Genomic DNA, 24,106 nt, shown 5'->3' with positions numbered 1-24,106 from the left:
GCCGTCTGATGACCATGGAACAGGTTTCCCGTCGCGGTGAACAGAGCCCGCCGTGGTCAGGGTTGGGCAAAACCTGTGGAATCGGTCAGAAATCCGGCCATAAATTCGGCCGCGGGACCGGCCGGGCGCGGCCTTCTCGATCTTCCGCGCACCGCACCGGACAGGGAGCCCGCGGGCTGTCCCGGCCGCCGGACCGGGGGCATTGTCGGTGGTCGCTGCTACAACGGTGGCCATGACGACTTCGCGCTCCTCGCAGACGCCGGCCTCGCCCGAACTCCGGTTCACCGACTGGCTCGAACTCATCGAGGAGCGGTCCGCGGTCCTGCGCGAGGCCGCGCGGGCCGCACCCGTCGAGGCCCGGATTCCGGGCTGCCCCGACTGGACCGTCCGGGATCTGCTGACGCATGTCGGCCAGGTGCAGCGCTTCTGGGCGGCGACGGTCGCCGCGGGCCCCGCCGTCCGGCCGCCGTCGGACGGGGTGCTCGGCGACCGCATGCCGGGGGACGACCTGCCATCCTGGTCGGCGGCCTCGACGGTGCTGCTGCTCGACGCCCTGCGGGCGGCCGGTCCCGACACCGGCTGTTGGACCTGGTGGGCGGAGTCGGGCAACGCGGCGACCTCAGGCTCCGTCGCCCGCCACCAGGTCCAGGAGGCGGCCGTCCACGCCCGCGACGCACAGGAGGCCGCGGGGGTCACCGAACCGCTGCCGCCCGCCCTCGCCGCCGACGCCCTGGATGAATTCCTGCACGTCGGCTTCGGCTCGATGGACGGCTGGCCGCACGCACCGGCCCGTGTCGCGCTGGTCGCCGACGAGGGCCCGGCCTGGACCCTGATCCTCGACACCACCGGTGCCTCGGCGGTCCGCGGCGGACCCGGCGACGGCCCGGAGCCCGGTGCCACCCTCTCCGGCCCCGCCAGCGATCTGCTGCTGGCGCTGTACCGCAGGGCCCCCTGGGACGGGGCCGACGCGCTGCGGCTGACCGGAGACCCCGCGCTGGTACGGCAGTTGGTGGTCTGGCCGCCGCTCGGCTGACCACGTACCGTCCTGCGTGAGGGAGTGATGCGCATGTCTGGTCGCGGGATACGAGCGTCCGGTGTGGCGTTAGGGGTGATCGCCCTGCTGTCCGCCTGCTCCTCGGGCGGTTCCACGCACCGCCCCGTCGTCACCGACTCCGCCCGCGTCACCATCGAGGCACCGCCTCCGGTCGGCAGCATCGAGCACCCCCGCCCGGTGGCGTGCGTCGAAGCCATGCGCTCGCCCGGCGGCTCCGCCACCGAGGTGACCACGGGCAACAGCCCCGCGAAATCCACTGGTTCGACCACCATCGCACCCACCACCCCTTCCTCTACTTCCTCTTCTTCCGATGCTTCCGCTTCGTCTTCCGCCGCACCGGCCACCGCGAAGAACGATGTGACGGTGGGTCCCCTCACCTGGACCGGTCTGCGCGCCCTGGCCGACGGCGACCAGACCGGCCACGGCTACCACAACTCCGACGGCTGGCATTACAAGGTCGCCGCTTCCATACGGACCGGGTCGACGGTCACCTTGACCATCGGCGCCGAGCAGCGGGCCAAGGCCGGACTGGAGTACGGCCGTGCCTTCGGGTCCACCCCGGCCCCCGCGATCACCTTCGACGCCTGCCCGGCCCAGCCCGTCGTCTTCATCGGCGGCTTCTTCGTCGCCGGTGACGGCCACGCCTGCGTCCCGGTGGACGTCCAGGTCGGCCAGGGCGCGCCGCAACGCGTGGTGATCTCCTTCTTCAACGGACAGTGCCCCGCTGCGTAGGCTGGGATCATGACCGAGCCGACGCCCGATCCCGCCGCCGAGAGCGAGCCCGCTCACGACCCCGAGCTGCTTCAGCTCGCCGCCCAGGTCTTCGACCTCGCCCGGCAGGGCGACACCGACAAACTGGCCGCCTACATCGACGCGGGAGTCCCCGCGAATCTCACCAACGACCGCGGTGACACCCTGCTGATGCTCGCCGCCTACCACGGTCACGGGCAGACCGTGCGGGCGCTGCTGGCCCGCGGCGCGGAGCCGGACCGTGCCAACGACCGGGGCCAGACCCCGTTGGCCGGCGCCGTCTTCAAGGGCGAGCAGGACGTCATCACCGCCCTGGTCGACGGCGGCGCCGACCCGGCCGCGGGCGTGCCGTCCGCGGTCGACACGGCCCGGATGTTCGGCAAGGACGAGTTGCTGAAGCTCTTCGGCGCCCAGTGACCCCAGCGACGCTCGTCCCCTCCTGCGTGGCCTCGGCCCTCGGCGGTGCGGCACCCACCTGGTCCTACACCGAACTCACCCACAATCAGGACAACCAGGCCACCGACGGCATCTGGCGGGTGACCGGCCCCGACGGCAGCGCGGTTCTCAAGGTGTGCGTCCCCAAGGGCTCGGGCAGTTGGCAGACCAGCCCCGAGCCGCGGCACTGGAACCACTGGCGCCGTGAGCCGCTCGCCTACCGCGACGGCCTGACCGCGACCGTCTTCGCCGACGCCGGGATCGACGGCCCCCGCCTGCTCGCCGCGGACGAGCGGGCAGACGGCTCCTTCGCCCTGTGGCTGGAGGACGTCACCGGGGTGCCCGGCTCACAGTGGCCGGTGGAGCGCCTGGCCGCCTTCGCCCATGGTCTCGGCTTCGCACAGGCCCGCTGGACCGGGCGGCTCCCTGCGGAGCCCTGGCTCTCCCGGGGCTGGCTCCGCCAGTACGTGGAGAGCAAGTCCCTGCCCGCTGAACTCCCCTGGGACCTGCCCGACGCCGCCGCCGTCTGGCCCGCCGCCCTGCGCACCGGCCTGCGCCGTATCTGGGAGCAACGCGACACCCTGCTCGCCGCCGCCGAATCCGGCCCCCGCACCCTGTGCCACCTCGATGTCTGGCCGCTCAACCTGATCGCCCAGGACGACTCCCCCGCGCACTCCCCCGGCGCCCCGGCCGCCCGACCGGCCGGCGGCCGTACCGTCCTGCTCGACTGGGCCTTCGTCGGGGAGGGCGCCGTGGGCGAGGACATCGCCAACCTCATCCCGGACTGCGTCGCCGACGGCCTGATACCAGGGGAGTTGCTGCCGGAGATCTCCGCCGCCGTCATCGAGGGCTATCTGGCCGGTGCCCGCGATGCCGGGGCCGCCCTGCGCGAGGACGAGCTGCGCCGCTCGGTGGCCGCCGCGGGCGCCGCCAAATACTGCTGGCTCGCCCCTTTGATGCTCACCCGCCTCGCCGTCGGCGGCCGGGTCGGCTCCGCCGCCTACGACGTGGACCACGACCCCCTGGCCGTACTCCGCCGCAGGACCGACCTCTTCGAGCACCTGGTCTCCTGGTCGGAACAGATCCTCAGCCCCGCCCGCTGAGGACCCTCCCGCAGAAGACCCTGACGAACGGGGCCCCCTCCCCCACGGGGGCCTGCCCGATGTCGGCCTCGCGCTAGCTGATGGCTTCCGTCCGCTCGGCCAGGCTGGTCGCGCCACGCTCGGTCAGCGAGCCGTGCAGCCGCAGCCGGGATATGCCGCCGTCGGGGAAGATCTCGATCCGGACGTGGGTGGCCGGTATCGGGTTGACCAGGAAGCGGTGCACGCTGTCCGGCTGGAGCTTGACCCGCGGCAGCAGCGGGATCCACTCGCCGTCCTCCCCGTCGCGGACCGACAGCGTCGCCCAGCCCGCCGCGTTGCCCTTGAGATAGGCCGTGTCGATCTCGATGGCACGGATCACGCCTTGGTCCACGAGCCGGTACTGGATCCAGTCGTTCCCGGTGTCACGGCGGCGGCGGGTCTCCCAGCCGTCGTCCATCTTCCGGGAGCGGCCGGGCAGGATGGTGTGCTCGGGCGGGGAGTAGAAGCGGTCGGAGGCGTCCTCCACTGTGCCGCCGTTCTCCAGCGCCACCAGGTCGAAGGTGCCCAGCTCGGCCAGCCACCCCGGGTCGGGCGCCACCTCGCCGTAGACCCGCAGCCGGGCGATCCCCCCGTCGGGGTGCTGCCACAGGCGCAGGTGGGTGAAGCGGCGCTCCACATGCACCGCGAACGCGTTCTCCGCGTGCCCGCCGACCGCCGTGCGCGGGACCAGCTCGGTCCACTCCACCGCCGGGTCGAGCAGATCCTCGGGCGCCGCCGACATCGAGTGCGCGGTGGCCTCCACCGACACCGCCTGCGGGTAATTGCCCCGGAAGTGCGCGGTGTCGATCACCAGGCCGCGGATCACGCCCGGCGCCCCCAGCCGTATCAGCGCCCAGTCGTGGTCGGCCGGATCGGGGTGCGGGACCTGCGCGGACGCCCCCCGCCTGCGCCGCGTCTCCCAGCCGTCCATGATCTTGCCCTTGTGCCCGAAGCGCTCGGGGTCGAAGACCGCGGGCCCGGCCACCAGCAGATTCTCCCGCTCGGCGAAGAACTCGTCATTGGCGGCGACCACCCCCGCGCCCAGCCTGCGGTCGGCCAGGTCCGCGAGACCCGCGAAGGGCAGCTCCACACGTCGGTAGTCCGCGAAGGGGTTGCCGCCGCCGTAAGGAAGCGCGTCACCCGTGAAGGAGGTCAGGTCCGTGAAAGTGCCGGCCCCGGTTCCGGCCGCCGCGCCTGCCGCCGCTCCCCCAGCCGGTGCCGTCCCCGGCGCCGATCCCGCTGCCGTCGTCTCATGCGTCTCTGTCGTCGTCATGCCTCTACTCTCGGCCGACCCGACCCTTCACGTCCATCGAAACTTACTGAAGCCATTGTTCAGTCCAACTGCATGGTCGGGTCCAGCTCCGCGGCCCGCCGCAGCGCCCCCAGCGTCCGCCGCAGCAGCGGGGCGTCCTGCGAGCCGCCGCGCACCGCGCCCACGATCCGGCGCCGCGGCCGGTCCACGTCCAGCGGGCGTACCGCCAAGTCCTGGGTCAGGGCGCCGGACGCGGACATCCGCGGCACCAGCGCGATCCCCATTCCGGCCGCGACCAGGGCGAAGATCGCGGGCCAGTCGGCGGCGGCGTGCGCCTGCTCCGGCACGAATCCGGCCTCGGCGCAGGCCGCCAGGGTGATCTCGCGCCACGGTCCGCGACTGCCGAAGATCCACGGGTCCTCGGCGAGCTGGGCCAGTCGCAGCCCCGGCGCGGCGGCCAGCGGATGCGTCGCGGGCAGCGCGATGTCCAGCGGGTCGGTGAGCAGCGGGGCGATCACGAAGCGCGTGTCGCGGGCCGTCGGCGCGTCCACAGCCAGCGACAACGCGAGATCCACGTCTCCGGCGGCCAGCTCCTCGTACACCTCGGCGGCCTCCGCCTCGCGCACCGACAAGGTGATGCCGGGCGCGTCGCGGCGCAGCAGCCGGGCGGCGGGCACCACCAGGCGCGTGATGGACGTGGCGATGGCGCCGACCTTCACGACGCCGACCTCGCCCTGTGCGTACCCGTCGAGTTCGGCGCCCGCGCGTTCGAGTTGCGCGAAGACGACCTCGGCGTGTCTGAGCAGGACGTGCGCGGCGCCGGTCAGCCGTACGCCGCGACCGCGCGCCTCCAACACCGGCGTGCCGATCTGCTTGGAGAGCGCGGCCAGTTGCTGCGAGACGGCCGACGGGGTCATCCGCAGCGCGCCCGCGGCGGCCGTGACCGTACCGGTGTCGCGCAGCGCGCGGAGGATTTGCAGCTTGCGGAGATCCCAGTCCTTCATGCAGCCAGCCTAAACAATTCCGGCCCGACACCCTGGCTCAAACCGAACGGTGCGCGGGACGCAGGATTCGTACGAGGCGCCCGTACGCCCCCCGAAGGCCCCCTTGAGTCCGCCGGACGGATCAGGACGCCGCGCTCCCCTCCGCCACCACGCCCTCGCGGTGCTGCTGCGGGCTGATGCCGCGGACGCGCTTGAAGGCGGCGCTGAGCGCGAAGGGGCTGCCGTATCCCACCTTGCGGGCCACGGCGCCAATGGTGGCGTCCGGCTCGCGCAGCAGGTCGGCGGCGAGGGAGAGCCGCCAGTTGGTCAAATACGACATGGGCGGTTCGCCGACGAGATCGGTGAAGCGGCGGCCGAGGGCGGCGCGGGAGACGCCGGTCCTGGCGGCCAGCGCCGCGACCGTCCACGGGTGCGCGGGGTCGTCGTGCAGCAGGCGCAGCGCGGGGCCGACGACCGGGTCGCTCTGGGCGACGTACCAGGCGGGCGCGCCGGCCTCCGGGCGGGAGAACCAGGCGCGCAGCACCGCGATCAGCAGCAGGTCGAGGAGCCGGTCGAGGACGACCTCCTGCCCCGGCTCGTCCCTGACGATCTCCTCGCAGAGCAGTGCGGGCAGCGGGCTGGCCCAGGCGTCGCCCGGCATGACCAGGACGTGCGGCAGGGCGGAGAGCAGCCGCTGGCTGATCTCGCCGCGCATCTGATACGTCCCGGTGATCATCACCGCGGAGTCCTCGGCGGTCCCGGCACCCCTCTGACCTGCGCCGACGGCTCCCGACACGGACCGCACCGGTCCCGGCGCGCCGACCGTACCCACCGCCTCGGGCGGCACGTCACCCCACGTCCGGACCCCCAGGTCCATCTCCTCGCACATCTCGACGCCCTGCGGGGTCGCGGAGACCTGTCCTGGATGGATGACGATCTGCGGCTCGGTGGCCGGCGCGTCCGCGACCGTGTACGGCTCCGGGCCGCGGATCACCGCGATGTCACCGGGGCACAGCCGTACGGGGTCGCCCTTGTCCGGCACCACCCAGCCGTCGCCGCGCACCATCAGGGCCAGCGTCAGCGGCGCCCGGTCCTCGATCCGCAGCGACCAGGGCGGGGTGAGGATCGACCGCAGCAGGAAGGCGCCTCGGGCCCGCGGCCCGTCCAGCAGATTCGCCAGTGCGTCCATGCGCCCAGCCTAGGACTGGACGCCCGCGCATGGGGGTGAGCTTTTCGACGATGGTCCCGCCGCCCTCGCCGCCGTTTCACTGAGGCCATGACACCGAACGCGCATACCGCGCCCCGCGACCGGACACCTCAGCGGGCACCTCGACAGCCACCTCAGCAGCCACCTCAACAGGCTCCGCACCAGCAGCATTACGCGGCGTGGCCGTACGGTACGCCGCCGCCTCAGCCGATGTCCGGCGGCGGCGCGGCGGACCCGGAGCGGCAGCCGCGCCGGGAGCGGCCGCTCCCGCAGGACCGCTCCGGTCGGGACCGCCAACCCGCCTACCAGCGGCCCGAGTCGGGCCGGAATCCGACCGCTCGTCCCCGAGGACCCAGAGGAGTTGCCATGTCCGGCGACATCCGCAGTCTCGTGCTGCTCGCCGCCACGCTCGCCACCGGCCTGATGGCGGGCCTGTACTTCGCCTTCTCCGTCGCCGTCATGCCGGGCCTCGCCGCCTCCGACGATCGGACGTTCGTGGAGGCCATGCAACGCGTCAACGTGGCCATACTCAACGGCTGGTTCAGCCTCGCCTTCGGCGGCGCACTGGTCCTGGGCGGGATCGCGGCGGCGCTGCACTGGCGCGGCGACGGACGGTCCGCGCTGCCGTGGATCATCGCGGGGGTGGTCCTCTACGCCGTCTCGCTCGTCGTCACCATGGGCTTCAACGTCCCGCTCAACGACAAGCTCGCCGCCGCGGGCGACCCGTCGAAGATCCGCGATCTCGCCGCCGTCCGGGAGCAGTTCGAGTCCGCCTGGCTGCGCTGGAACGTCGCCCGCGTCCTGACCACGACCGCCGCGCTCGGCTGCCTCGCCTGGGCCCTGCGGCTGGGCCGGGGATGACCCCCGCCGGGCCGACGGGCGAACGGCGCGCGGCTTCGCGGCCGTTACGTCCTAAGGCGTGTCCGGCGGATCATGGGCGCTCCATGGGGCGTGTGGTGTTCCCCCGGACTCCGTCCGGGGGCCCTTGAGCGCAAGGCGCCGGGGTGGCCTCATAGCGGAGCTATTCGGGTGTTCCGGCGACGCGGCAGGCGTGCGTGCCAGGCGCCGTCAGCCAGAGGCGACTTCACGGACACGCCCTGGGCGGTCACCGCGGCCGCGATCCGCCGCGCCACCTCGTCGGGGGCGATGTCCGCCGTCTCGACGATCTCGGCCTCCTCGCGCAGCCAGGGGAGGGCGTCGGCGTACGGGGCGAGGTGGTCGTGCCGCCAGCGTCGGATGCCGGTGACCTCGGGGTCGTTGTCGATCCGCGCGGCGAGCGTCAACGGGTCGGCGTGCAGCACGAAGTGCCGCAGCGGAATGCCGGACTTCGCGAGCCCGTCCCGCAGTTCGGTCCAGTACGCCCGCACCAGCACCGACTGCGGTACGACCAGCGTCCCGCCGACGTAACCGAGGATCTGCGCGGCCGTCTCGACCACGAGGGCGCGCCACGGCGGATGGTCCTGGAAGTCGGCGACGGGGACCGAGTCGAGGACGGGGCGCAGCATGGAGCCGATCGTCTCGGAGTCGAAGATCCGCGCGTCGGGGAGGAGTTCGGTGAACAGTCGGGACGTCGTGGCCTTGCCGACGCCGAAGGTGCCGTTGAGCCAGACGATCATGCCCGCGAGCACAACGGGCACGTGGGTGGCCGTCCGGGGACCCCGACAGGACTACGGCGCCGGCGCGTACGGCCGACAGCGGGCGTACGGCGTCAGGTGAACGATCCGTGGCGGCCCTCGCCGGAGGCGAAGCGGGAGGCGCCCGCCGCCGCCTCGGTCAGGGAGGTCCGGCCGTGGGCCAACTCCACGGCCAGGGCGGCCTCTTCGGGCAGACCTTCCTGCTCCAGCAGGGAGAGCCGGTCCTCGCGCAGGCAGGTCTGAGGGAAGGCGGCGATCTCGGCCGCGAGTCGCTCGGCGGCGGCGCGGGCGGTGCCGGTCGGGACGACGCGGTCGACGAGGCCGATGGCGAGGGCTTCCGCCGCGTCGACCGGACGGCCGGTGAGGACGAGGTCCATCGCCCGGCCCGCGCCGATCAGCCGGGGCAGCCGAACGGTGCCGCCGTCGATCAGCGGCACGCCCCAGCGGCGGCAGAAGACACCGAACACGGCGTCCTCCTCGGCGACGCGGAGGTCGCACCAGAGCGCGAGTTCGAGGCCGCCCGCGACGGCGTGCCCGGAGACGGCGGCGATCACCGGTTTCCCGAGCCGCATACGGGTCGGCCCCATCGGGCCGTCGCCGTCGTCGGCGACCGTGTTGCCGCGTGCGGTGCCGATCGCCTTGAGGTCCGCGCCCGCGCAGAAGGTGCCGCCCTCGCCCCAGAGGACGGCGACGGCCGCCTCCTCGTCCGCGTCGAAGGCGCGGAAGGCGTCCGCGAGCGCGGCGGCCGTGGGCCCGTCCACCGCGTTGCGCGCCTCCGGCCTGGACAGCACCACGGTGGTGACGGCGCCTTCGCGCTCGCTGCGTACGGACATCTCTCGCGCCTTCCGGTCGGCCGTCTGCGTGTCTACGTGTTTACGTGGTTACGTGTTTACGGGTCGCGGGCATCGCACATGGACCGTGTACCCGCAGCGTTAACACGCGGGCACCCGCCTGAGCAAGACACCCCCTGGGGGTATATCGTCAACCGGGTGACAGCGGACGGCGACGGTACGGCACACGCGCACCGGTCGCGTACGCCCCGGCTGTTGGCGGTGTGCGCGGTCCTGCTCGGGCTGTTCTTCATGCACGGCGCACCGGCTTCCGCGAGCGAGGGCTGCCACGGCGTGCCCATGGCCATGAACATGGGCACGGACATGGGTATCGCGCGGATGTCCACTACCGCGCCCGTCGCCGCCACCACCCACTCGACTCCGCACGTACGGCCGCAGGCCCCCGCCCCCCACGTCGCCAAGACCGGCTCCGGCGGTACGTGTTGGGCCACGCCCGTACGCGCGCGGGCACCGCTCACCGGCTGGGCGCAGGTCGCCTTCGCCGTACCGCCGTTGCTGGGGGCGGGGTTGGCCGCCTCCGGCGCCGCGCCGTCTCGGGACCGGCGGCGCGCTCCGCCGCCGGGCGGGCGGGCGATATTGCTGCGGGTGTGCGTCGCGCGGACGTGAAGAGGCCCGCCGCGCCGGGGAGTTACCGGTGCGGTGTCGCGCCCTCACATCCGTCCGCATCGCATCCATATGCGCGCCGTTTTCCGCGCGCTCACCCGAAAGAGCATCATGCGAACACTCCGGCCCGCTCTCCTCGCGGCCACCGCCGCGACCTGCGCTCTGCTGCTCGGCCTGACCGCCTGCGGCGGCGGCTCCTCCCCGACCGACGGCCAGGCGCACGGCCACGCCCCGGCGTCGTCACCCGAGTCGCCCACGTCGCCCCCCGCGTCCATGCCCTCCACGAACGGCATGGACGGCATGGACGGCATGGACGGCATGGACGGCATGGACGCCCCAGCCTCCGCCAACGGCCTGTCCGCCGACCGCGACGGCTACCGCCTCGTCTCCCCCGACGCGCGGCTGCCTTCCGGTGCGCCCGCCACGTACCGCTTCTCCGTCACCGCGCCCGACGGCAGGCCGTTGACCGCCTTCGCGCTCGACCAGACGCAGCGGATGCACTTCTACGCCGTCCGGTCCGATCTCACCGGCTTCCAGCACGTGCATCCGGGGATGGCGAAGGACGGCACCTGGACGGCGCGGCTGGCGGCGCTCGCACCCGGCGCGTGGCGGTTCTTCGCGTCCTTCACGCCGGACGCGGGCCCCGGCAAGGGGACGGACGTCGTCCTGAGCCGTACGGTCACGGTCCCCGGCGCCGCCTCGTCGCCCGTGCCGCTGCCCGCGCCCAAGACCAGCGCCACGGTGGACGGTTACACGGTGACGGTGAAGGGCGACATCATGGCGGGCATGTCGGGCATGGCGCATCCGCTGGCCGTGACCGTGACCAGGAACGGCCGCCCGGTGACCGATCTCCAGCCGTACCTGGGGACGTACGCGCACCTGACCGCGTTCCACACCGGCGATCTGGCGTTCGCGCACCTGCATCCGACGACGGCCGTGAACGGCGATCACGGCGGCCCCGAACTGGCCTTCCACGCCGAGCTTCCGACGGCGGGCGACTGGCGGCTGTTCCTCCAGTTCCGCACGCAGAACACCCTGCACACGGCCGCGTTGACGCTCCGCGCGGGCTGACGCACCGCCACCACGGGCGCTGCAAGCGGAGTTGACTCAGGGCGGCGTCAGTGGTGTTCCTGGACGAGCACCGCGAGGGTGTCCGGCTCCAACGCGCGGAAGATGTGCGGCTCGTCGCCCGGATAGGCGATGTAGTCGCCGGGGTGGAGTTCGACGGGATCGTCCGTGAGGCCGACCAGCGCGCGGCCGGTACTGAGCACCACGTGCTCGATCATGCCGGGCGCGTGCGGGTCGGACTCGCGGGCGGTGCCGGGCTGTACGGACACCAGGTAGATGTCGCGGCGCGCGTGCGGCGGGCAGGAAGCGAGGAGCGTGGCCACGTAATCCGCGCGCTCGGCGGCGAAGGCGACGCCCTCGCCCGCGCGGACGACGCGGACGCGGGGGCGGGGCGGGTCGACGAGCTGGGCGAAGGCCACGTTCAGGGTGACGCTCAACGCCCACAGGGTCTCGACGCTGGGGTTGCCGGTGCCCGATTCGAGCTGGGAGAGCGTGGATTTCGCGATGCCCGCACGGCGGGCGACCTCGGCGAGGGACAGGCCCGCGCGGCGGCGCTCGCGCTGGAGGGATTCCGCGATGGCCGCCAGCGGTGCGCGCCCGCTCTGCCGCTCCCGTCCACCCTCGTCCGCGCCGCGTCCCGGCTCCCCCGACTCTCCTGACGCGTACGCCCCCTTGTCCGCCGCCATCGCCGCACCCTTCGTTCGCCAAACAAGTCCACTCGTTCGCCTTGACGAACGACCCCACTCCGTTCAATATAGGCGGCGATGCGTTCGATATGGCGAACTCCGGAGAAGGACCTGGTGCGGGACATCGCCCTGGTCTGCGTCGCCGATGCCGTCGTCGGGGTGTCGTTCGGCGCCATCGCCGTGGGGCTCGGCCTGCCGGTGTGGCTGCCGATGCTGCTGTCGGTGGTGGTCTTCGCGGGCGCGTCGCAGTTCATGTTCATCGGCATCGTCGCGGCGGGCGGCAATCCGGTGGCGGCGGTCGTCGCGGGCCTGCTCGTGAACGCGCGGCACGTACCGTTCGGCTTCGCGGTCGGCGACGTCTTCGGCACCGGGCCGCTCCGCCGCATCGCGGGCAGCCATCTGATGGCGGACGAGACCGTGGCCTTCACCCTCGCCCAGCGCGAACCGGAACGGCGGCGGGCGGCGTACTGGGCGTGCGGCATCGGCCTGTTCGTCTGCTGGAACGCCGGTGTCGTCCTGGGCGCTCTGGGCGGCGGCGCTGTCGGCGACACCGACGCCTTCGGGCTGGACGCGGCCTTCCCTGCCGTGCTGCTGGCCCTGGTACTGCCGTCCCTCGGCGACTCCGCGACGCGCGGGGCAGCGCTGGCCGGAGTGGTGATCGCACTCGTCGCGACGCCGTATCTGCCCGCCGGACTGCCGGTGTTGCTCGCCTTGGCCGGGGTCGGAGCGGCGCGGGCGGGCGGTCGTCGCGAGGAGCCGGACCCCGCCGTGCGGACCGGAGCGGGACGATGAGTACGGGGACGAGCCTGCTGCTCGCCACCGTCGCCCTGGGCGCGGGCACCTTCGCCTTCCGTTTCGCCGGGCCCGTGCTGCGCGCCCGCGTCACCCTCTCGCCGCGCCTGGAACGGCTGATGGCGCTCTGCGTCGTCGTGCTGCTCGCCGCCCTGGTCGCCACCTCCACCCTCACCGAGGGCCACGGCTTCGCCGGAGCCGCCCGCCCGGCCGGCGTCGCCGTCGGCGGTCTGTGCGCGTGGCGCCGGGCACCCTTCCTCGTGGTGGTGCTCGCCGCCGCGGCCACCACGGCGGCGCTGCGACTGCTGGGCGCGAGCTGAAAGCGGTACGGACGTGACGCGGGCCCCACAACCCACCGAAGCGCCCCTGACGTGGCGTCAATTCCGTTGAAGATCGGCTCGATTCGTAGCTGACAGCCGGATTCCAGATCGTGTTACGTGACATGTCTCCGTCGATTCACGCTCGGCAGTCACCGTCCGGACGGAGAGACCCCCCCACTGGAGGACACGTGACCGGTCCGCTGTCCCGACGAGTTTCCCTACGACTGCGCACGGCGCTGCTCGGCGTGCTCACCACATGCCTGGCGTTCACCGTCGCCGGAGCCGGAGGCGGCGCATCCGCGTCCGCCGCTGACACCGGCTCCCTGCCGTTCTCGGGCGCCACGACGTCCGGCCTGCACAACACCTACGACCCCGCCGCCTTCCCGTACCTCGCCCAGGCGTTGGACACGGGCACGTCGCTGATCGAACTGGACGTGTGGGACGACTTCTTCACCCAGGAGTGGAAGGTCAGCCACTCCAGCCTGACCAGCAACGGCAACAACTGCGTGGACGCGTCCTCGCCGTCGCAGCTCTACACGGGCGGCGCGAACAAGGACCTGGAGAGCTGCCTGGACGACGTACGCGTCTGGCTCGGCGCGCACCCCGGCCACGCGCCGCTGATGATCAAGCTGGAGATGAAGGCGGGCTTCCAGGCCAACCTCGGCATGAGCCCTGCCAAGTTGGACCAGTCGATCAGCGCGCACCTCGGCGGCCTGGTGTTCAAGCCGTCCGACCTGCTGGCCAAGCCCGGCGGCGGCAGCTACGGCACGCTCGACGAGGCCGCCCAGGCGGGCAACTGGCCGACGCGGCAGCAACTCGCGGGCAAGGTGATCCTGGAGATCATCCCCGGCACCGTCGAGGAGAACAACCCGACCGACACGCTGTGGACGGACGTCGAGTACGCTAGCTACCTCAAGGGGCACGTCTCGACCGCCCAGGTCTTCCCGACCGTGCACAACGTGCAGTCGGGCGACCCGCGTTCGCGCTACTCCGACGCCTCGCTGCGCCCGTGGTTCGTGATCTTCGACGGTGACGCCTCGGCGTTCCTCAACGTCGACACGAACTGGTACGACGCGCGTCATTACCTGCTCGTGATGACCGACTCGCAGAATGTCGCGCCCGCCCTGGACGACGCGAATCCGTCCCCGGCCGACGCTCAGGCGCGGATCGCCCAACTCGCCGCGGCTCACGCGACGATCGCCTCGAACGACTGGAAGGGGCTTCCCCAGATCCAGTCGCTCGTCCTGCCGCGCGGCAACGGCTGACGGTCCTGGTTCCAGGGCCGGCCGCGGCCTCGGCCGCGCAGCACGGCACCCCACGGCGACCGCCGGCCGTGGGGTGCCGTTCCTTCTCCGCCTGCCTTTCCGGTCCCGCTCAGACGGGGACGGCGCCGCCGAACGCGGGCGCCCGGTAGGTGTCGAGGCGGGCGGCCTTCGGCCCGGCCGCCTCCTCCCGGTGCAGGCCGCGGACCGCGGGCAGCGCCGCCGCCAGCGTCCGCGTCGACGCCTCCGTCCACGGGCCGCCCGGCACCAGCACCACGTGCCCGATGCCCAGACCGGCGAAGTGGCGGCAGTGCGCGACGAGTTCGTCCGCCGACTCCTGCGGCCGCAGCCTGACGCTGACGGATGTGTCGATGTCGCCGAGCGGGCGGCCGATCTTGCGGCAGTGCACGGCGAGGATGTCGAGCTTGCGGCGGATGGTGGCGCCGCCGTTCGGCACGTCGAGCAGATTGCAGGCGTCGGCGTACCGCGCGACCAGCGGCAGCATCCGGGCCTCGCCGTTTCCGCCGATCAGCACCGGCGGGTGCGGGCCGCTGAGCGGCAGCGGACTGGCGTACGGCCTGGCCAGGTCGCAGTGCGCGCCGCGGAAGGGGCTGTCGTCGCCCGACCACATCCGGTGCGCGAGCCGCAGCACGTCCTCCATCCGCTCGAAGCGTTCGGGGGCGCCGGGCGCGGGCGGGCCCAGCGCGGCGGACTGGTGGTCGGCGTATCCGGCGCCGATGCCGAGCCAGGCCCGGCCGCCGGACAGGACGTCGAGCGTCGTGACCGCCGTGATCAGCGGGCCGGCCGCGCCGTTGCCGACCGGGCTCGCCATGGCGCCGAGCCGCACCCGTTCACTGCGCGACGCGAGGAGTCCCAGCGTCGCGTACGCCTCCAGGACCGCCTCGTCCGGTGAGCGCGTCGGGTCGGTCCGCGTCGGGTCCGTCCGCGTCGGGTCCGTCCGCGTCAGATGGTCCGTGACCCACACCGTGTCGAGCCCGATCTCGTCGGCGGTGGCGACGACCCGCTCCAACTGCCGTGCGGAGCCGCGCGGTCCCTCGGGCCAGGCGTCGTGGGCGACACTGATACTGATCCGCATGGTCTACGCCTCCGGTCCCGGACGGTCGCCGGTCGGACTGAGGTGGAGCGCGGCCAACCGCCATACGCCGTCGGTCTCGACGATCGTCTGCGTCACCCGGAAGTACCCGTCCGCGTCCCGCCCGTCGAAGATGCTCTGCTGGCCCTGCACCCCGGTGGCGACGGCCGCCCGCCCGTACTGACGGATCGTCACCTCGGCCCAGGTGAAGGCGTCGTGGACGAGCGCGCCGGAGGCGTAGCGGTCGAGCCACTGCTTCTTGTCGAGGACGAAGCCGCGCGGTCCCACCGCGCTGAAGTCGTCGGTCAGCAGCGCGTCCAGCGCGGTCACGTCACCGCGCCGTTCCGCCTCGGTCCATCGGCGCGCGAAGTCCGTCAGCTCCTGCTCGTCTTCCATGGCCGTGCCTCCTCGCGAGCGGGTGCGAAAGCCCCGGCGGAGGCCGGACTCCCGGCCACCCGTGTGCCGGTCCGGGGTGCCTCACCAGACTCCCGCGTACGCCGCCGCGCCGCATCGCCCGGCGGTATGCCTCTGCCGTACTCCCCCGGTCAACCCGCCCCGCTCCCACCCGTACTCCCCGGGGAGTAACGCCTCGCCCTCGCCCTCCCCTCACCCCCTTCGCCGGGCGTTCCCGCCCCGCAATTCGCTGGCCACCCCCACCGCCTCGACGGCACTGTGTCCCCATGCGAGAACCCGCCCGGCGCGTCCGCGCCCTCCACACCCCCACCACGATCACCGTCTACCAGGCCTACGCCCCCGCGATCGGCCTCCCCGCCGCCCGCGACGGCCGCTTCCCCGCCGCCTGGAGCCGGGACCGCATGACGTGGATCAAGCCGTCGTTCCTGTGGATGATGTACCGCTGCGGTTGGGCCGCCAAGGCGGGGCAGGAGACGGTGCTCGCGGTGGAGATCACCCGTGACGGATTCGAGTGGGCGCTTCGGCACGCGTGTCTGTCCCACTACTCCCCCGACGTGCACGCCGACCGGGACGCGTGGCGTCGGCAGCTCAAGGGCGCTCCCGCGCGGGTGCAGTGGGACCCCGAACGGGACGTGCGGCTGCGGCCGTTGCCGTACCGGTCGCTGCAACTCGGGCTGTCGGGCGAGGCGGTGCGGGAGTACGCGGACACGTGGATCGTGGGGATCAGGGATGTGACGCCGCTGGCTCGGGAGGTGCACCGCTTGGTCGGGGCCGGGGACGTCGAGGGGGCGGAGCGGCTGGTGCCGGAGGAGCGGGCGTATGACGTCGTGGGCGGGCTGCCGGAGCGGGTGGGCGGGAGTTCGGGTGTCTGACCCGTGGGCGGCGGTGGGCGGGGCCCGGGGCGAGGGTGTCGCCCTGTGGGTCTTCTCGGTCGTGTTCGGGCGGGTCACCGTCGGCATGGTGGCGCAATTCGCGGTGCGCTGGCGGGCGTGCGGATGCGCGGCCTCGGCGATCCGTCAGCGGGCGCGGAGACCGGGAGAGGGCTACGCCGACAGCGAGGCGTGGTCGCCCATCACGATCACCGGGTGGTCCGCCGGGACGAGCGTGTGCAGGAGGTCGACCATGTGCGCGGCGGAGACGCTGACGCAGCCGTGCGTCGGGCCGCCGTGGTCGACGTGGACCCAGATGCCGCCGCCGCGGTTGGCACCGAGCGGCTGGGTGCCGTCGAGCGGGGACGTACCGGGCACGCGGTTGTAGTCGATGGCGATGACGTAGTCGAAGGCGGCGTCCAGCGGCTCGCCGTCGAAGCCGACGCCGCCCGCGCGGAAGGCGGACGAGTGGTGGTAGGGCAGCTTGGCGCCCGGATCGGCGTCGAAGCCGCCCGCGTCGCTGAGGGTGAACACGCCGATGGGGCTGTGCAGATCGCCCGAGTGGTGCTTGTCGGTCCAGCCGCGCAGGGCGTTGTGCGCGGGCCAGGCCGCGCCCGCGCTCCAGTGGCCGTCGGCGGTACGGGACCACAGGGTGACGGTGGAGTCGGCGGAGTTCTTGGCCTTGCCCGAGGCCACCAGCACCTGCCGGGTGGCGGCGGGGATCGCGGAGCGGGTCTTGGGGCCGAGGCCCGGGATCACGGTGGGCGCCTCGTCCTTGACGCTCAGGGTGCCGGGGCCCGCGGCCTTGGCGGACGCGCCGGGCACCGCGGCCTGACCGTGCCCGGAGCCGCCGTTCCTGCCGCTGTCCGCGGCGGCGGAACCCGCGCCGTGCCGGTCCATCACCACATATCCGGCGCCGACGACCGCCAGCACGACGAACGCGGCGGCGCCGATCCCGGCCCTCCGTCGCAGCACATGTTTCCGACGCCGGTGGCGGTTTCGGCCACGGCCTTCTGTGGAGCGGCTCTCAGCGAAGGAGCCCGCGGGAGCGGAAGTCATCCCGGCGATCCTCGCAAACTCAGACCCATATGCACCACCCAGGGTGACCTCTCGCCCGATTTGCCCCGCATATCCCCCACCGTCCGCACCCGCCGCGCACACCGTACGCCCTGACCGGGCGTCAGCGAAGGATCAGCGGACGGCGCGGTGGATCGCGACCAGCAGCCGCCACACGTGAGCGGCGAAGGCGTCCGGCGAAAGGTCCAGACGGCCGTGCAGCCAGTCGGCGAGCAGGCCGGTGAACACGGCCGCGGTGGCGGAGGCGGCGAGCGCGGGCGACGGGGCGCCCGCGCGGGTGCGGTCGGCGAACGAACGAGCGCGGAGTTCGTCGTGGAGGAGCGCGCCGAGCGGGCCGCCGCCGCCTTCCGCGATCAGACCGCGGTAGAGGTCGGCCCGCCCGGCCACGACGGCGAGGAATTCGGCCAGCGGGGCGGGCGGCGCGTCGGGCCCCGGCGGCGCGGTCCAGGCGTGCAGCGCGTCGACCGCTTCCCGTACGACGTCGGCGCAGGCGTCGACCGCGAGCGCCTGGAGACCGTCGTAGTGCAGATACAGGGTCGCCCGGCCGACCCCCGCGCGGCGCGCCACCGCCGACAGGCTGATCTGGTCCAGCGGGCGCTGCGCGCACTCGTCGAGCAGCGCGGCCCGCAGCCGGGCGCGGGTCCTGAGCGTACGGGGATCGGACGTCGCGCGCCCCCCGCTCACCTCACCCGTAGCGATCACACCCCTCATCCAGCCACAAGCACCGCCGCCAGCGCCACGACCGCGGGCGCGAACTGCACAAAGAGAATCTTGCGGGACGCGGTCGCCGCGCCGTACGCACCCGCCAGGATCACACAGCACAGGAAGAACACCCGCGCCTGGAAGCCCACCGGGTCGGAGGCGATCAGGCCCCAGACGAGTCCGGCGGCCAGGAAGCCGTTGTAGAGGCCCTGGTTGGCGGCGAGCGGCGCGGTGATCCTGGCGCCCTCGTCGTCGAGCCCGTGCAGCGCCCGGCCGCGCGGACCGCGCCACAGGAACATCTCCAGCACGAGCGCGTACACATGGAAGGCGGCGACCGCGCCGACCAGGATTCCCGCGACGACCTTCACGACCGTGCACCACGCCTTCCGTTGACCGGACTTCCCACTCCCCGACTTCCTGGACAACTGTACAGGAAGTCGGAAAGTGCTCTTCCCGCCGGGAAGCCCGCCGGGCAGTCGCGTCTGCGCCAGGAAGTCCCCCCAGGCCGGGGGGAAGTCGCCGTTTTACGCGGCCGACCGCACGCGGCTCACACGTCCCGCACCAGCGCCTGCGCCAGCTCGCGCGGTCGGCTCAGCGCGAGCAGATGCCCGCCGGGCAGTTCCTCGACGTCCACGCCGATCCGCTCCTTGCCCAGCCGCCGCTGGAATTCCAGCGGGAAGAAGCGGTCCTGCGCGCCCTGGAGGAAGCGGGTCGGCACATCGGGCCACGCCGTCAGCGGCCACGGCTGCGTGAAGACCCGTTCCGGCGCGCCGCCCGACGGGGCGGAGTTCATGGCCTCCTCGGTGATCTCCCGCGGCACGTCGTGGAAGAAGTCGACGCGCACGTCGAACGCGGTGTCGCGTCCCTCCTCCCGCGCGTACGCCTCGCGCGCGGCCTGCTGGCCGGTGTGGTCCCACCACTCCCCCGCCGTCTCGCCGGGCAGCGGCACCATCGCGTTGAGGAGTACGAGCCGGTCGGCGCGCAGCCGCTCGCAGGCCAGCGGCGCGGAGAATCCGGCGAGCGACAGCGCCACGAGGACCAGCGGCCGGGCCAGCCGGTCGATGTCGCCGCACGCCGCCACGATCGCGTCCGCGTAGGCGTCGAGGTCGGCGGCGCTGTCCTCGGGCAGGTCGAGCGTCACCGCCTCGTGCCCGCGGGCGCGCAGTTCCGGTACGAGCCGGTGCCAGCCCCAGGCGCGGCCGTCCGCGCCGGGGACGAGTACGAAAGTCGCCATCGTTCACGCCTGCTTTCGTCGGGGCGCGCCCGGGACACGGGCCCGCTGCTCCCCATAGGACCGCGGGCGCGGCCGAAACTCATCGCGGATCGGCGGCGGCCGTCCCCGGTCGGCCGGGCCGACGACGGCGGTTTCCGCGCCGCCCGCGTCGTCGTCCCGGCGCCGGTCACGGCCGCCGCCCTTCCCGCCCCCGACTCCGCCCTGACATACGGCGTCGGTACGTCCTCCCCGACCGGCCGGTCGGGCCCTTCGGGTGCCTCACGGGCTCACCGGCTCAGCGGCTCACCGCATCAGCGCATCACCGCCTCAGCGGCTCAGCGGCTCAGCGGCTCAGCCCGAAAGTGATCCGGTACCCGGCCTCGCCCCGGCTGGTGAAGGTGCTGGTCGCGTCGTCGTCCACATACGAGTACGCGAACGGCTCGGCCTTCTTGAACACGTCCGCGTACCTCACCGGCCACTGGTCGGGCAGGCACATCGAGCGCGGCGCCCACGTGCCGCGGCAGCAGTACTGGTCGGTGTCGAAGACCCCGCAGGGCGACTCGCAACCGACCACCCGGCCACCGGACGTCACCTGGAGGGCGGCCGGACAGTCCACGGCGTGGGTGCAGCCCGCGGCCGAGCAGCCGTTCGCCGAGATCGGGTCCTTCGTCGTACCGCCGACGAGGTTGATGTACATCGGGAGGTTGGAGCCGTCGACGAGGCTGACGTCGTAGAAGTCCATCCCGTCCCACGAGTTGAGGTTGAACTCCGCCAGCGTCGCCGGGATCACCCCGTAACCGGGGCACTGGAAGCGGCCGTCGCAGTCGCCGGTCTCGCAGTGGCCGCGGCCCGAGGCGTCGAAGGAGCAGCCGGTACGGCCCCAGAAGCGGCCGTTCCAGTGGTCGGGCACGCGGACGCCAAGGGTCTGCCCAGGGCGCAGGACCCAGCCGGTGGTGGTGAGCGCGGGCCGGGCGGTCTGCTCGCCCGAGGCGAGCCAGATCGTCTGGTCCACGTCGTTGACGAAGGTGAACACCCGGGTGCCGGAACGCGGTGGGAGCTTCGTACCGGCGGGCGGCGCGGCGGTGCGCGACGCGGTCGGCCGCGGGGACTGCCGGGAAGCGGTCGGCTTCGGCTTCTTGGCGGCGGTCGTCGCGGAGCGGGTGCCGGTCGGTGTCACGGACGGCGCGGCCGTGGTCGTGACCTGCCCCGCCGATACGGGCGCGGCGCCCGCCGTGGCCGAGGTGTCGGCCGAACCGCCGCCAGGCCGTTGGCCGGAGACCACCCAGACCGCCACGCACAGGGCCGCGACGGCCAGCGCCACCGCCGCCGACACGGCACCGCGCCGTGATCGTCCGCCGTGCCGAGCTCTGCGTCCCATCGCTTCCTCCGCGCCGTGGCCGCCGTGGCCGCCGTCAATACCGTTGATGCCTGTGGCCAGCGCATCCCGTACGTCCCGCACATGCCGACTCACCGGCGATCAGGAGACGGCCGGTGAGCGGCGGGGATAACGGATTTCCGGTACGGCGAAGGCCCGACTCCGGCCGCGGGAGGGGGCGTTACGCGTAGACCCCGGCGAGCCAGCGCGTCCAGTCCGCGCCGATCCGCTCGGCGTCGGCGCCCGGCGCGAAGTCGTGCACGCTCACGCCGACCGTCGCGCCGAAGTGGTTGCGGCCGAAGAAGCGGTACATCGCCTGGTCGGTGCGGAGCCCGATGAAGTACGGGTTGCGGAAGTCGAGCACGGCCTCCACCCGTCCAGCGCCCGGCAGTTCGACCTGTACGGTCGCGCCCTCGGCCGCGTCGTCCGCCAGCCCGAGCGCGCGGGCCGCCGTCTCGAAGGCGTCGGGCGCGCCGGACGCCTTCGGGCCTTCCGCGCCGCCGAAGACGGCGATGCGGCCGGTGAAGTACCGCAGGTACTCCCGCAGGGTGTGCATGTAGAAGTCGGTGTGCTTGTTCGCGCCGTCGTACTGGTTGTCCCAGTCCTCGACGAGGATGCCGCTGTGCACGTACCGCACCCATGAACCGCCGCCCTCGCGGGGCTCGATGAGGTGGTCGACCTGATTGAAGGTCTGCACCGAGATGCCCTCGGCGTCCTCGGTGCGCCCGGTCAGCCGGTGCGGCGGGTCCCACGCGACCACGGTCCCGCCGAACGGCGCCGCGCCGCCCTCCTTGGGCTCGTACTCCATGGGCCACAACCAGCCCCCGGTACCGGTGGTGATGGCGTCCCAGACCTGCGACGGGCTGGCGTCGACCTCGAATTCACGGACGATCTCGAAGTGCTTGGACATGGTTGTTCAGAGCTCCTTGCTCCAGGGGATACGCGGTTGGGGGCCGTGCGGGTGCGGGAGGGCGGACGGGCCCTACGCCTTCCGCGGCGCGTAGACGACGTGGTGGACGCCGGACGCGAACATCTCGGAGGAGACGACGGTGAACGGGGTCTGCGGCAGGCCGTCCTGGAACAGCCGCTTGCCGCGGCCGACCACGATCGGGTGCACCAGCAGGTCGAACTCGTCCACCAGGCCCTGCCCGAGCAGCAACCGCACGAGCGTCGCGCTGCCCATCACGGTGATGTTCGCGCCGTCCCGCTGCTTCAGCTCGCGGACGGCGGCGGCCGGATCTCCGCTGAGGACGGTGGAGTTGTTCCAATCGGCCTTCTCCAGCGTGCTGGAGACGACGAATTTGGCGATGCCGTTCATGTGGTCGCCGCCGGGCTGGCCGGCCATCGCGGGCCACGCGGCGGCGAAGCCGTCGTAGGTGGTGCGGCCGAGCAACAGGGCGTCGGACGCGTCCATTTGGGCGGACACGGCACCGGCCATGTCATCGTCGAAGTACGGCCCGTGCCACTCGTGGGGCGCCTCCATGACTCCGTCGGCGGACAGGAACTCACTGACGACAAGCTTCCTCATGACGCTTCCTCAGGGGGTGTGGTGGGCCGGCCGACGGCCGGTTCGACAGCGGAGGCATCGGCGCCACCGCTCGTGACGGCGGGGGCCTCGGGGGTCTTCACCGTGGGGTGCAGGGCGACGACGATCCGGTGCGGACGCCCGCCCTCGGCCTCCTCGTCGTGGTACTTGGCGACCAGCGCGGCGATGCCGCGGGTCAGTTCGTCCACGAACGCGGCGCGGTCCGCCGCCGTGCCGAAGCGGACCTCGCCGTCGAGCGCGAAGGTCGCGATCCGCTGCCGCGCCCGGTCCGCGCCCGTGATCAGCGTGCCGACGTCCCGCACCAGCCGGGCGGCGACGGCCAGCAGCCAGCGCGCCGAGAGCTGGTCGCGGAAGCGGGCCGGATCGGGCTGCACGGCGGCCAGCGCCATCGGCGAGATCACGTACGAGGCCGCGGTCGCCCGCATCAGCCGCTCGGTGACATTGCCCTTCTTGCGCTCGCCCGACAGCTCGACCAGGCCGTGCTTCTCCAACGCCTTGAGGTGGTAGTTCACCTTCTGCCGCGGCAGCCCCACCCTCGCCGCGAGCATCGTCGCCGATGCCGGGCCCGCCGCCAGCTCAGCCAGCAGCCGGGACCTTATCGGGTCCAGCGATGTCGCCGCCGCTTCGGGGTTCTCGATCACGCTCACGTCCAACATGGCTTCAGCGTCTCACCGAAAACTTTTTTTGTCCAGACGCATTCTCTTGTCGGTGAGCGAGCGGCCTTCGGCGTGGGTAGCGGTCAGGCTGATGCAGGCACTGGCCGGTCCCATGGAGGCGCCGGACGGTCCCACCAGCGGCTCCGGCGCGCGGTGAAGGTCCGCGCGGGGTCAGTGCCGGGTGGGGTCAGTGGCGGGTGATCAGTGGCGGGTGGGGGCGGCGTCGCGGAGTGCTTCGGCGACGACGGCTTCGAGGCGGGTGTGGTGGGCGCCGCGCCAGTAGACGCGGCCGCAGGAGGCGCACGCGGCGAAGACGTCGTAGGAGCGTTCGGTGCCGCCCTCCAGGCGGTCGCGGACGGACTCCTTGTCGGCGGGGGTCAGCAGGCCGTTGCAGGCGACGCAGCGGGTCCAGGGCGCGAGGTCGGGCGCGAACCGCTGGAGGATGTCGCGCAGTTGGTCGGCCGGGCGGTCGCTGTAGACGTACGCGCCCGCCCACAGTTCGCGGCGGCGCAGCAAGCCCCGGTCGCGCGTGAGCATGACCCTGCGGTCGCTCGCCGAGAGCGCGGCGAGCGCCGGGTCGCCGATGTCCTCGTTCTCGTACGCCGCGTCGACCCCGAGCAGCCGCAACCGCCGTGCCAGCGTGCCGAGATGGACGTCGAGCAGAAAGCGCAGCGGCGCGCCCGGCACCTCCTGCGGCCGTACGACCGCGTGGACCCGTACCGCCTCGCCCGGCGCCGGGACGTGCGCGTTCGGGACCGCGCGGCCGTCGACGGACAGCCCGCCGACCTCGGTGAGTGGCACGCCCAGCGACTCCACGACGTGCCCGAGCGACGACGTGCCGTCGGTGACCACGGCGCCGGGTTCCTCGCGGCGCCGGTCGGCGGCCACGAAGAGGTGCAGCTCAGCCGGGATACTGACGGTGATGTGCGGTCCGTTCACGGACTCAGCATGCCATCGCCCACCGGGCCCGGCCACGGAGTTCCGCACCGCTCGTCAGTGCCTTGGAGACGGTGGAGCCGGGGGTGTGACGCGCGCGCCGCGCCGCCGTGGCCTAGGGCGTTTCGTTTGGATCATCGGGCGGACCAGATGAAGATGCCGGCGAGGTGGAGTCCGGCGAGGTAGATGGTCGCGGTCTTGTCGTAT

27 protein-coding genes and 1 pseudogene are annotated in these 24,106 nt (G+C 73.0%); 11 read left to right on the top strand and 17 right to left on the bottom strand.

Going from position 1 to position 24,106, the window contains the following annotated elements:
- The first annotated feature begins 232 nt into the window (after positions 1–232).
- The 4 genes from ACFZAM_RS32930 to ACFZAM_RS32915 all read left to right on the top strand — a co-directional run bounded on the left by ACFZAM_RS32930 (position 233) and on the right by ACFZAM_RS32915 (position 3,342).
- A complete protein-coding gene (locus ACFZAM_RS32930) occupies positions 233–1,033 on the top strand; it encodes a maleylpyruvate isomerase family mycothiol-dependent enzyme (RefSeq protein ID WP_391051331.1) in 801 nt (266 codons plus the stop codon).
- A gap of 63 nt (positions 1,034–1,096) precedes the next feature.
- Positions 1,097–1,786 (top strand): hypothetical protein, encoded by a 690-nt coding sequence (locus ACFZAM_RS32925; protein ID WP_391051329.1) that lies wholly within the window; start codon positions 1,097–1,099, stop codon positions 1,784–1,786.
- Positions 1,787–1,795: 9 nt separating this feature from the next.
- Positions 1,796–2,221, top strand: coding sequence for an ankyrin repeat domain-containing protein (locus tag ACFZAM_RS32920; protein WP_355339292.1), 426 nt, complete (start codon positions 1,796–1,798; stop codon positions 2,219–2,221).
- Entirely contained in the window at positions 2,218–3,342 is a 1,125-nt protein-coding gene (locus ACFZAM_RS32915) for an aminoglycoside phosphotransferase (RefSeq protein WP_391051327.1), read from the top strand. Before ACFZAM_RS32920 ends, ACFZAM_RS32915 begins: the two co-directional genes overlap by 4 nt.
- 73 nt (positions 3,343–3,415) lie before the next feature.
- Here the strand turns inward: ACFZAM_RS32915 and alc are convergent, their stop codons facing one another.
- From alc to ACFZAM_RS32900, 3 genes are all read right to left on the bottom strand, one after another.
- Positions 3,416–4,633 carry an allantoicase gene (alc, locus tag ACFZAM_RS32910; protein WP_391051325.1) on the bottom strand — a complete coding sequence of 406 codons (1,218 nt, stop codon included), beginning with the start codon at positions 4,631–4,633 and terminating at the stop codon, positions 3,416–3,418.
- Between the two features lie 59 nt (positions 4,634–4,692).
- A complete protein-coding gene (locus ACFZAM_RS32905) occupies positions 4,693–5,616 on the bottom strand; it encodes a LysR substrate-binding domain-containing protein (RefSeq protein ID WP_355339283.1) in 924 nt (307 codons plus the stop codon).
- A 121-nt stretch (positions 5,617–5,737) separates the two neighbouring features.
- Positions 5,738–6,784: a cupin domain-containing protein gene (locus ACFZAM_RS32900; protein ID WP_391051322.1), complete on the bottom strand. Its 1,047-nt coding sequence runs from the start codon at positions 6,782–6,784 to the stop codon at positions 5,738–5,740.
- Positions 6,785–7,168: 384 nt separating this feature from the next.
- On the opposite strand from ACFZAM_RS32900, the gene ACFZAM_RS32895 reads away from it, so the two are divergent.
- On the top strand, positions 7,169–7,663 hold the full coding sequence (locus ACFZAM_RS32895) for an anthrone oxygenase family protein (RefSeq protein WP_355339277.1): 495 nt from the start codon (positions 7,169–7,171) through the stop codon (positions 7,661–7,663).
- A gap of 251 nt (positions 7,664–7,914) precedes the next feature.
- On the opposite strand, the pseudogene ACFZAM_RS32890 reads toward ACFZAM_RS32895, so the two are convergent.
- Positions 7,915–8,418: pseudogene (locus ACFZAM_RS32890) on the bottom strand (ATP-binding protein); the annotation flags it as partial.
- A gap of 92 nt (positions 8,419–8,510) precedes the next feature.
- Positions 8,511–9,269: a crotonase/enoyl-CoA hydratase family protein gene (locus tag ACFZAM_RS32885; protein WP_391051320.1), complete on the bottom strand. Its 759-nt coding sequence runs from the start codon at positions 9,267–9,269 to the stop codon at positions 8,511–8,513.
- Positions 9,270–9,425: 156 nt separating this feature from the next.
- Between ACFZAM_RS32885 and ACFZAM_RS32880 the strand changes: the two genes are divergently transcribed.
- Positions 9,426–9,893: a hypothetical protein gene (locus tag ACFZAM_RS32880; protein ID WP_391051318.1), complete on the top strand. Its 468-nt coding sequence runs from the start codon at positions 9,426–9,428 to the stop codon at positions 9,891–9,893.
- Between the two features lie 108 nt (positions 9,894–10,001).
- Positions 10,002–10,961 (top strand): hypothetical protein, encoded by a 960-nt coding sequence (locus ACFZAM_RS32875; protein ID WP_391051316.1) that lies wholly within the window; start codon positions 10,002–10,004, stop codon positions 10,959–10,961.
- Positions 10,962–11,008: 47 nt separating this feature from the next.
- Here ACFZAM_RS32875 and ACFZAM_RS32870 read toward each other — a convergent pair whose 3' ends face one another.
- On the bottom strand, positions 11,009–11,644 hold the full coding sequence (locus ACFZAM_RS32870; RefSeq protein WP_391051314.1) for a helix-turn-helix domain-containing protein: 636 nt from the start codon (positions 11,642–11,644) through the stop codon (positions 11,009–11,011).
- A gap of 78 nt (positions 11,645–11,722) precedes the next feature.
- Here ACFZAM_RS32870 and ACFZAM_RS32865 point away from each other — a divergent pair, with 78 nt between their 5' ends.
- From ACFZAM_RS32865 to ACFZAM_RS32855, 3 genes are all read left to right on the top strand, one after another.
- Positions 11,723–12,436, top strand: coding sequence for an AzlC family ABC transporter permease (locus tag ACFZAM_RS32865; RefSeq protein WP_391051312.1), 714 nt, complete (start codon positions 11,723–11,725; stop codon positions 12,434–12,436).
- Complete coding sequence (locus tag ACFZAM_RS32860) at positions 12,433–12,756, top strand: AzlD domain-containing protein (RefSeq protein WP_391051310.1); 324 nt, start codon at positions 12,433–12,435, stop codon at positions 12,754–12,756. The genes ACFZAM_RS32865 and ACFZAM_RS32860 overlap by 4 nt, the downstream gene beginning before the upstream one ends.
- A 188-nt stretch (positions 12,757–12,944) precedes the next feature.
- A complete protein-coding gene (locus ACFZAM_RS32855; protein WP_391051308.1) occupies positions 12,945–14,021 on the top strand; it encodes a Ca2+-dependent phosphoinositide-specific phospholipase C in 1,077 nt (358 codons plus the stop codon).
- 109 nt (positions 14,022–14,130) lie between these two features.
- Here ACFZAM_RS32855 and ACFZAM_RS32850 read toward each other — a convergent pair whose 3' ends face one another.
- Together ACFZAM_RS32850 and ACFZAM_RS32845 are read right to left on the bottom strand one after the other, a co-directional pair.
- Entirely contained in the window at positions 14,131–15,114 is a 984-nt protein-coding gene (locus ACFZAM_RS32850) for an LLM class flavin-dependent oxidoreductase (RefSeq protein WP_391051306.1), read from the bottom strand.
- A 3-nt stretch (positions 15,115–15,117) separates the two neighbouring features.
- Positions 15,118–15,507 (bottom strand): nuclear transport factor 2 family protein, encoded by a 390-nt coding sequence (locus tag ACFZAM_RS32845; RefSeq protein ID WP_355339250.1) that lies wholly within the window; start codon positions 15,505–15,507, stop codon positions 15,118–15,120.
- 284 nt (positions 15,508–15,791) lie between these two features.
- On the opposite strand from ACFZAM_RS32845, the gene ACFZAM_RS32840 reads away from it, so the two are divergent.
- Complete coding sequence (locus ACFZAM_RS32840; protein ID WP_391051303.1) at positions 15,792–16,397, top strand: DUF4291 family protein; 606 nt, start codon at positions 15,792–15,794, stop codon at positions 16,395–16,397.
- A gap of 171 nt (positions 16,398–16,568) precedes the next feature.
- Here the strand turns inward: ACFZAM_RS32840 and ACFZAM_RS32835 are convergent, their stop codons facing one another.
- The 9 genes from ACFZAM_RS32835 to ACFZAM_RS32795 form a co-directional block, all read right to left on the bottom strand.
- A complete protein-coding gene (locus tag ACFZAM_RS32835) occupies positions 16,569–17,369 on the bottom strand; it encodes a L,D-transpeptidase family protein (protein ID WP_355339244.1) in 801 nt (266 codons plus the stop codon).
- Positions 17,370–17,585: 216 nt separating this feature from the next.
- Positions 17,586–18,173, bottom strand: coding sequence for a TetR family transcriptional regulator (locus ACFZAM_RS32830; protein ID WP_391051300.1), 588 nt, complete (start codon positions 18,171–18,173; stop codon positions 17,586–17,588).
- Positions 18,174–18,178: 5 nt separating this feature from the next.
- Positions 18,179–18,541, bottom strand: a complete 363-nt coding sequence (locus tag ACFZAM_RS32825) for a DUF1304 domain-containing protein (RefSeq protein ID WP_355339239.1) — start codon at positions 18,539–18,541, stop codon at positions 18,179–18,181.
- Positions 18,542–18,720: 179 nt separating this feature from the next.
- A complete protein-coding gene (locus ACFZAM_RS32820) occupies positions 18,721–19,407 on the bottom strand; it encodes an alpha/beta fold hydrolase (protein ID WP_391051298.1) in 687 nt (228 codons plus the stop codon).
- 322 nt (positions 19,408–19,729) lie between these two features.
- Positions 19,730–20,764 (bottom strand): thaumatin family protein, encoded by a 1,035-nt coding sequence (locus tag ACFZAM_RS32815; protein ID WP_391051296.1) that lies wholly within the window; start codon positions 20,762–20,764, stop codon positions 19,730–19,732.
- A 178-nt stretch (positions 20,765–20,942) separates the two neighbouring features.
- Positions 20,943–21,671 carry an SRPBCC domain-containing protein gene (locus ACFZAM_RS32810; protein ID WP_355339231.1) on the bottom strand — a complete coding sequence of 243 codons (729 nt, stop codon included), beginning with the start codon at positions 21,669–21,671 and terminating at the stop codon, positions 20,943–20,945.
- Between the two features lie 72 nt (positions 21,672–21,743).
- Positions 21,744–22,289 carry a dihydrofolate reductase family protein gene (locus ACFZAM_RS32805; protein ID WP_391051293.1) on the bottom strand — a complete coding sequence of 182 codons (546 nt, stop codon included), beginning with the start codon at positions 22,287–22,289 and terminating at the stop codon, positions 21,744–21,746.
- Positions 22,286–22,963 carry a helix-turn-helix domain-containing protein gene (locus ACFZAM_RS32800; protein ID WP_391051291.1) on the bottom strand — a complete coding sequence of 226 codons (678 nt, stop codon included), beginning with the start codon at positions 22,961–22,963 and terminating at the stop codon, positions 22,286–22,288. Before ACFZAM_RS32800 ends, ACFZAM_RS32805 begins: the two co-directional genes overlap by 4 nt.
- Positions 22,964–23,164: 201 nt before the next feature.
- Positions 23,165–23,902 carry a Mut7-C RNAse domain-containing protein gene (locus ACFZAM_RS32795; protein ID WP_355339223.1) on the bottom strand — a complete coding sequence of 246 codons (738 nt, stop codon included), beginning with the start codon at positions 23,900–23,902 and terminating at the stop codon, positions 23,165–23,167.
- Positions 23,903–24,106: the final 204 nt, after the last annotated feature.

The sequence above is a fragment of the Streptomyces sp. NPDC008079 genome (assembly GCF_042957385.1).
In the GTDB taxonomy this organism is placed as follows: domain Bacteria; phylum Actinomycetota; class Actinomycetes; order Streptomycetales; family Streptomycetaceae; genus Actinacidiphila.
The sequence above is the reverse complement of the archived record's forward strand: the minus strand, read 5'-3'. Positions and strand labels throughout refer to the sequence as shown.

Excerpts from the sequence above, each read along its gene's own strand:
- ACFZAM_RS32865 (WP_391051312.1), top strand. The coding sequence starts at position 11,723 with ATGCGTTCGATATGGCGAACTCCGGAGAAGGACCTGGTGCGGGACATC.
- ACFZAM_RS32900 (WP_391051322.1), bottom strand. The coding sequence starts at position 6,784 with ATGGACGCACTGGCGAATCTGCTGGACGGGCCGCGGGCCCGAGGCGCC.
- ACFZAM_RS32870 (WP_391051314.1), bottom strand. The coding sequence starts at position 11,644 with ATGGCGGCGGACAAGGGGGCGTACGCGTCAGGAGAGTCGGGGGAGCCG.
- ACFZAM_RS32875 (WP_391051316.1), top strand. The coding sequence starts at position 10,002 with ATGCGAACACTCCGGCCCGCTCTCCTCGCGGCCACCGCCGCGACCTGC.
- ACFZAM_RS32840 (WP_391051303.1), top strand. The coding sequence starts at position 15,792 with ATGCGAGAACCCGCCCGGCGCGTCCGCGCCCTCCACACCCCCACCACG.
- ACFZAM_RS32850 (WP_391051306.1), bottom strand. The coding sequence starts at position 15,114 with ATGCGGATCAGTATCAGTGTCGCCCACGACGCCTGGCCCGAGGGACCG.
- ACFZAM_RS32805 (WP_391051293.1), bottom strand. The coding sequence starts at position 22,289 with ATGAGGAAGCTTGTCGTCAGTGAGTTCCTGTCCGCCGACGGAGTCATG.
- ACFZAM_RS32920 (WP_355339292.1), top strand. The coding sequence starts at position 1,796 with ATGACCGAGCCGACGCCCGATCCCGCCGCCGAGAGCGAGCCCGCTCAC.
- ACFZAM_RS32820 (WP_391051298.1), bottom strand. The coding sequence starts at position 19,407 with ATGGCGACTTTCGTACTCGTCCCCGGCGCGGACGGCCGCGCCTGGGGC.
- ACFZAM_RS32800 (WP_391051291.1), bottom strand. The coding sequence starts at position 22,963 with ATGTTGGACGTGAGCGTGATCGAGAACCCCGAAGCGGCGGCGACATCG.
- ACFZAM_RS32810 (WP_355339231.1), bottom strand. The coding sequence starts at position 21,671 with ATGTCCAAGCACTTCGAGATCGTCCGTGAATTCGAGGTCGACGCCAGC.
- ACFZAM_RS32860 (WP_391051310.1), top strand. The coding sequence starts at position 12,433 with ATGAGTACGGGGACGAGCCTGCTGCTCGCCACCGTCGCCCTGGGCGCG.
- ACFZAM_RS32895 (WP_355339277.1), top strand. The coding sequence starts at position 7,169 with ATGTCCGGCGACATCCGCAGTCTCGTGCTGCTCGCCGCCACGCTCGCC.
- ACFZAM_RS32845 (WP_355339250.1), bottom strand. The coding sequence starts at position 15,507 with ATGGAAGACGAGCAGGAGCTGACGGACTTCGCGCGCCGATGGACCGAG.
- ACFZAM_RS32905 (WP_355339283.1), bottom strand. The coding sequence starts at position 5,616 with ATGAAGGACTGGGATCTCCGCAAGCTGCAAATCCTCCGCGCGCTGCGC.
- ACFZAM_RS32815 (WP_391051296.1), bottom strand. The coding sequence starts at position 20,764 with ATGGGACGCAGAGCTCGGCACGGCGGACGATCACGGCGCGGTGCCGTG.
- ACFZAM_RS32885 (WP_391051320.1), bottom strand. The coding sequence starts at position 9,269 with ATGTCCGTACGCAGCGAGCGCGAAGGCGCCGTCACCACCGTGGTGCTG.
- alc (WP_391051325.1), bottom strand. The coding sequence starts at position 4,633 with ATGACGACGACAGAGACGCATGAGACGACGGCAGCGGGATCGGCGCCG.
- ACFZAM_RS32930 (WP_391051331.1), top strand. The coding sequence starts at position 233 with ATGACGACTTCGCGCTCCTCGCAGACGCCGGCCTCGCCCGAACTCCGG.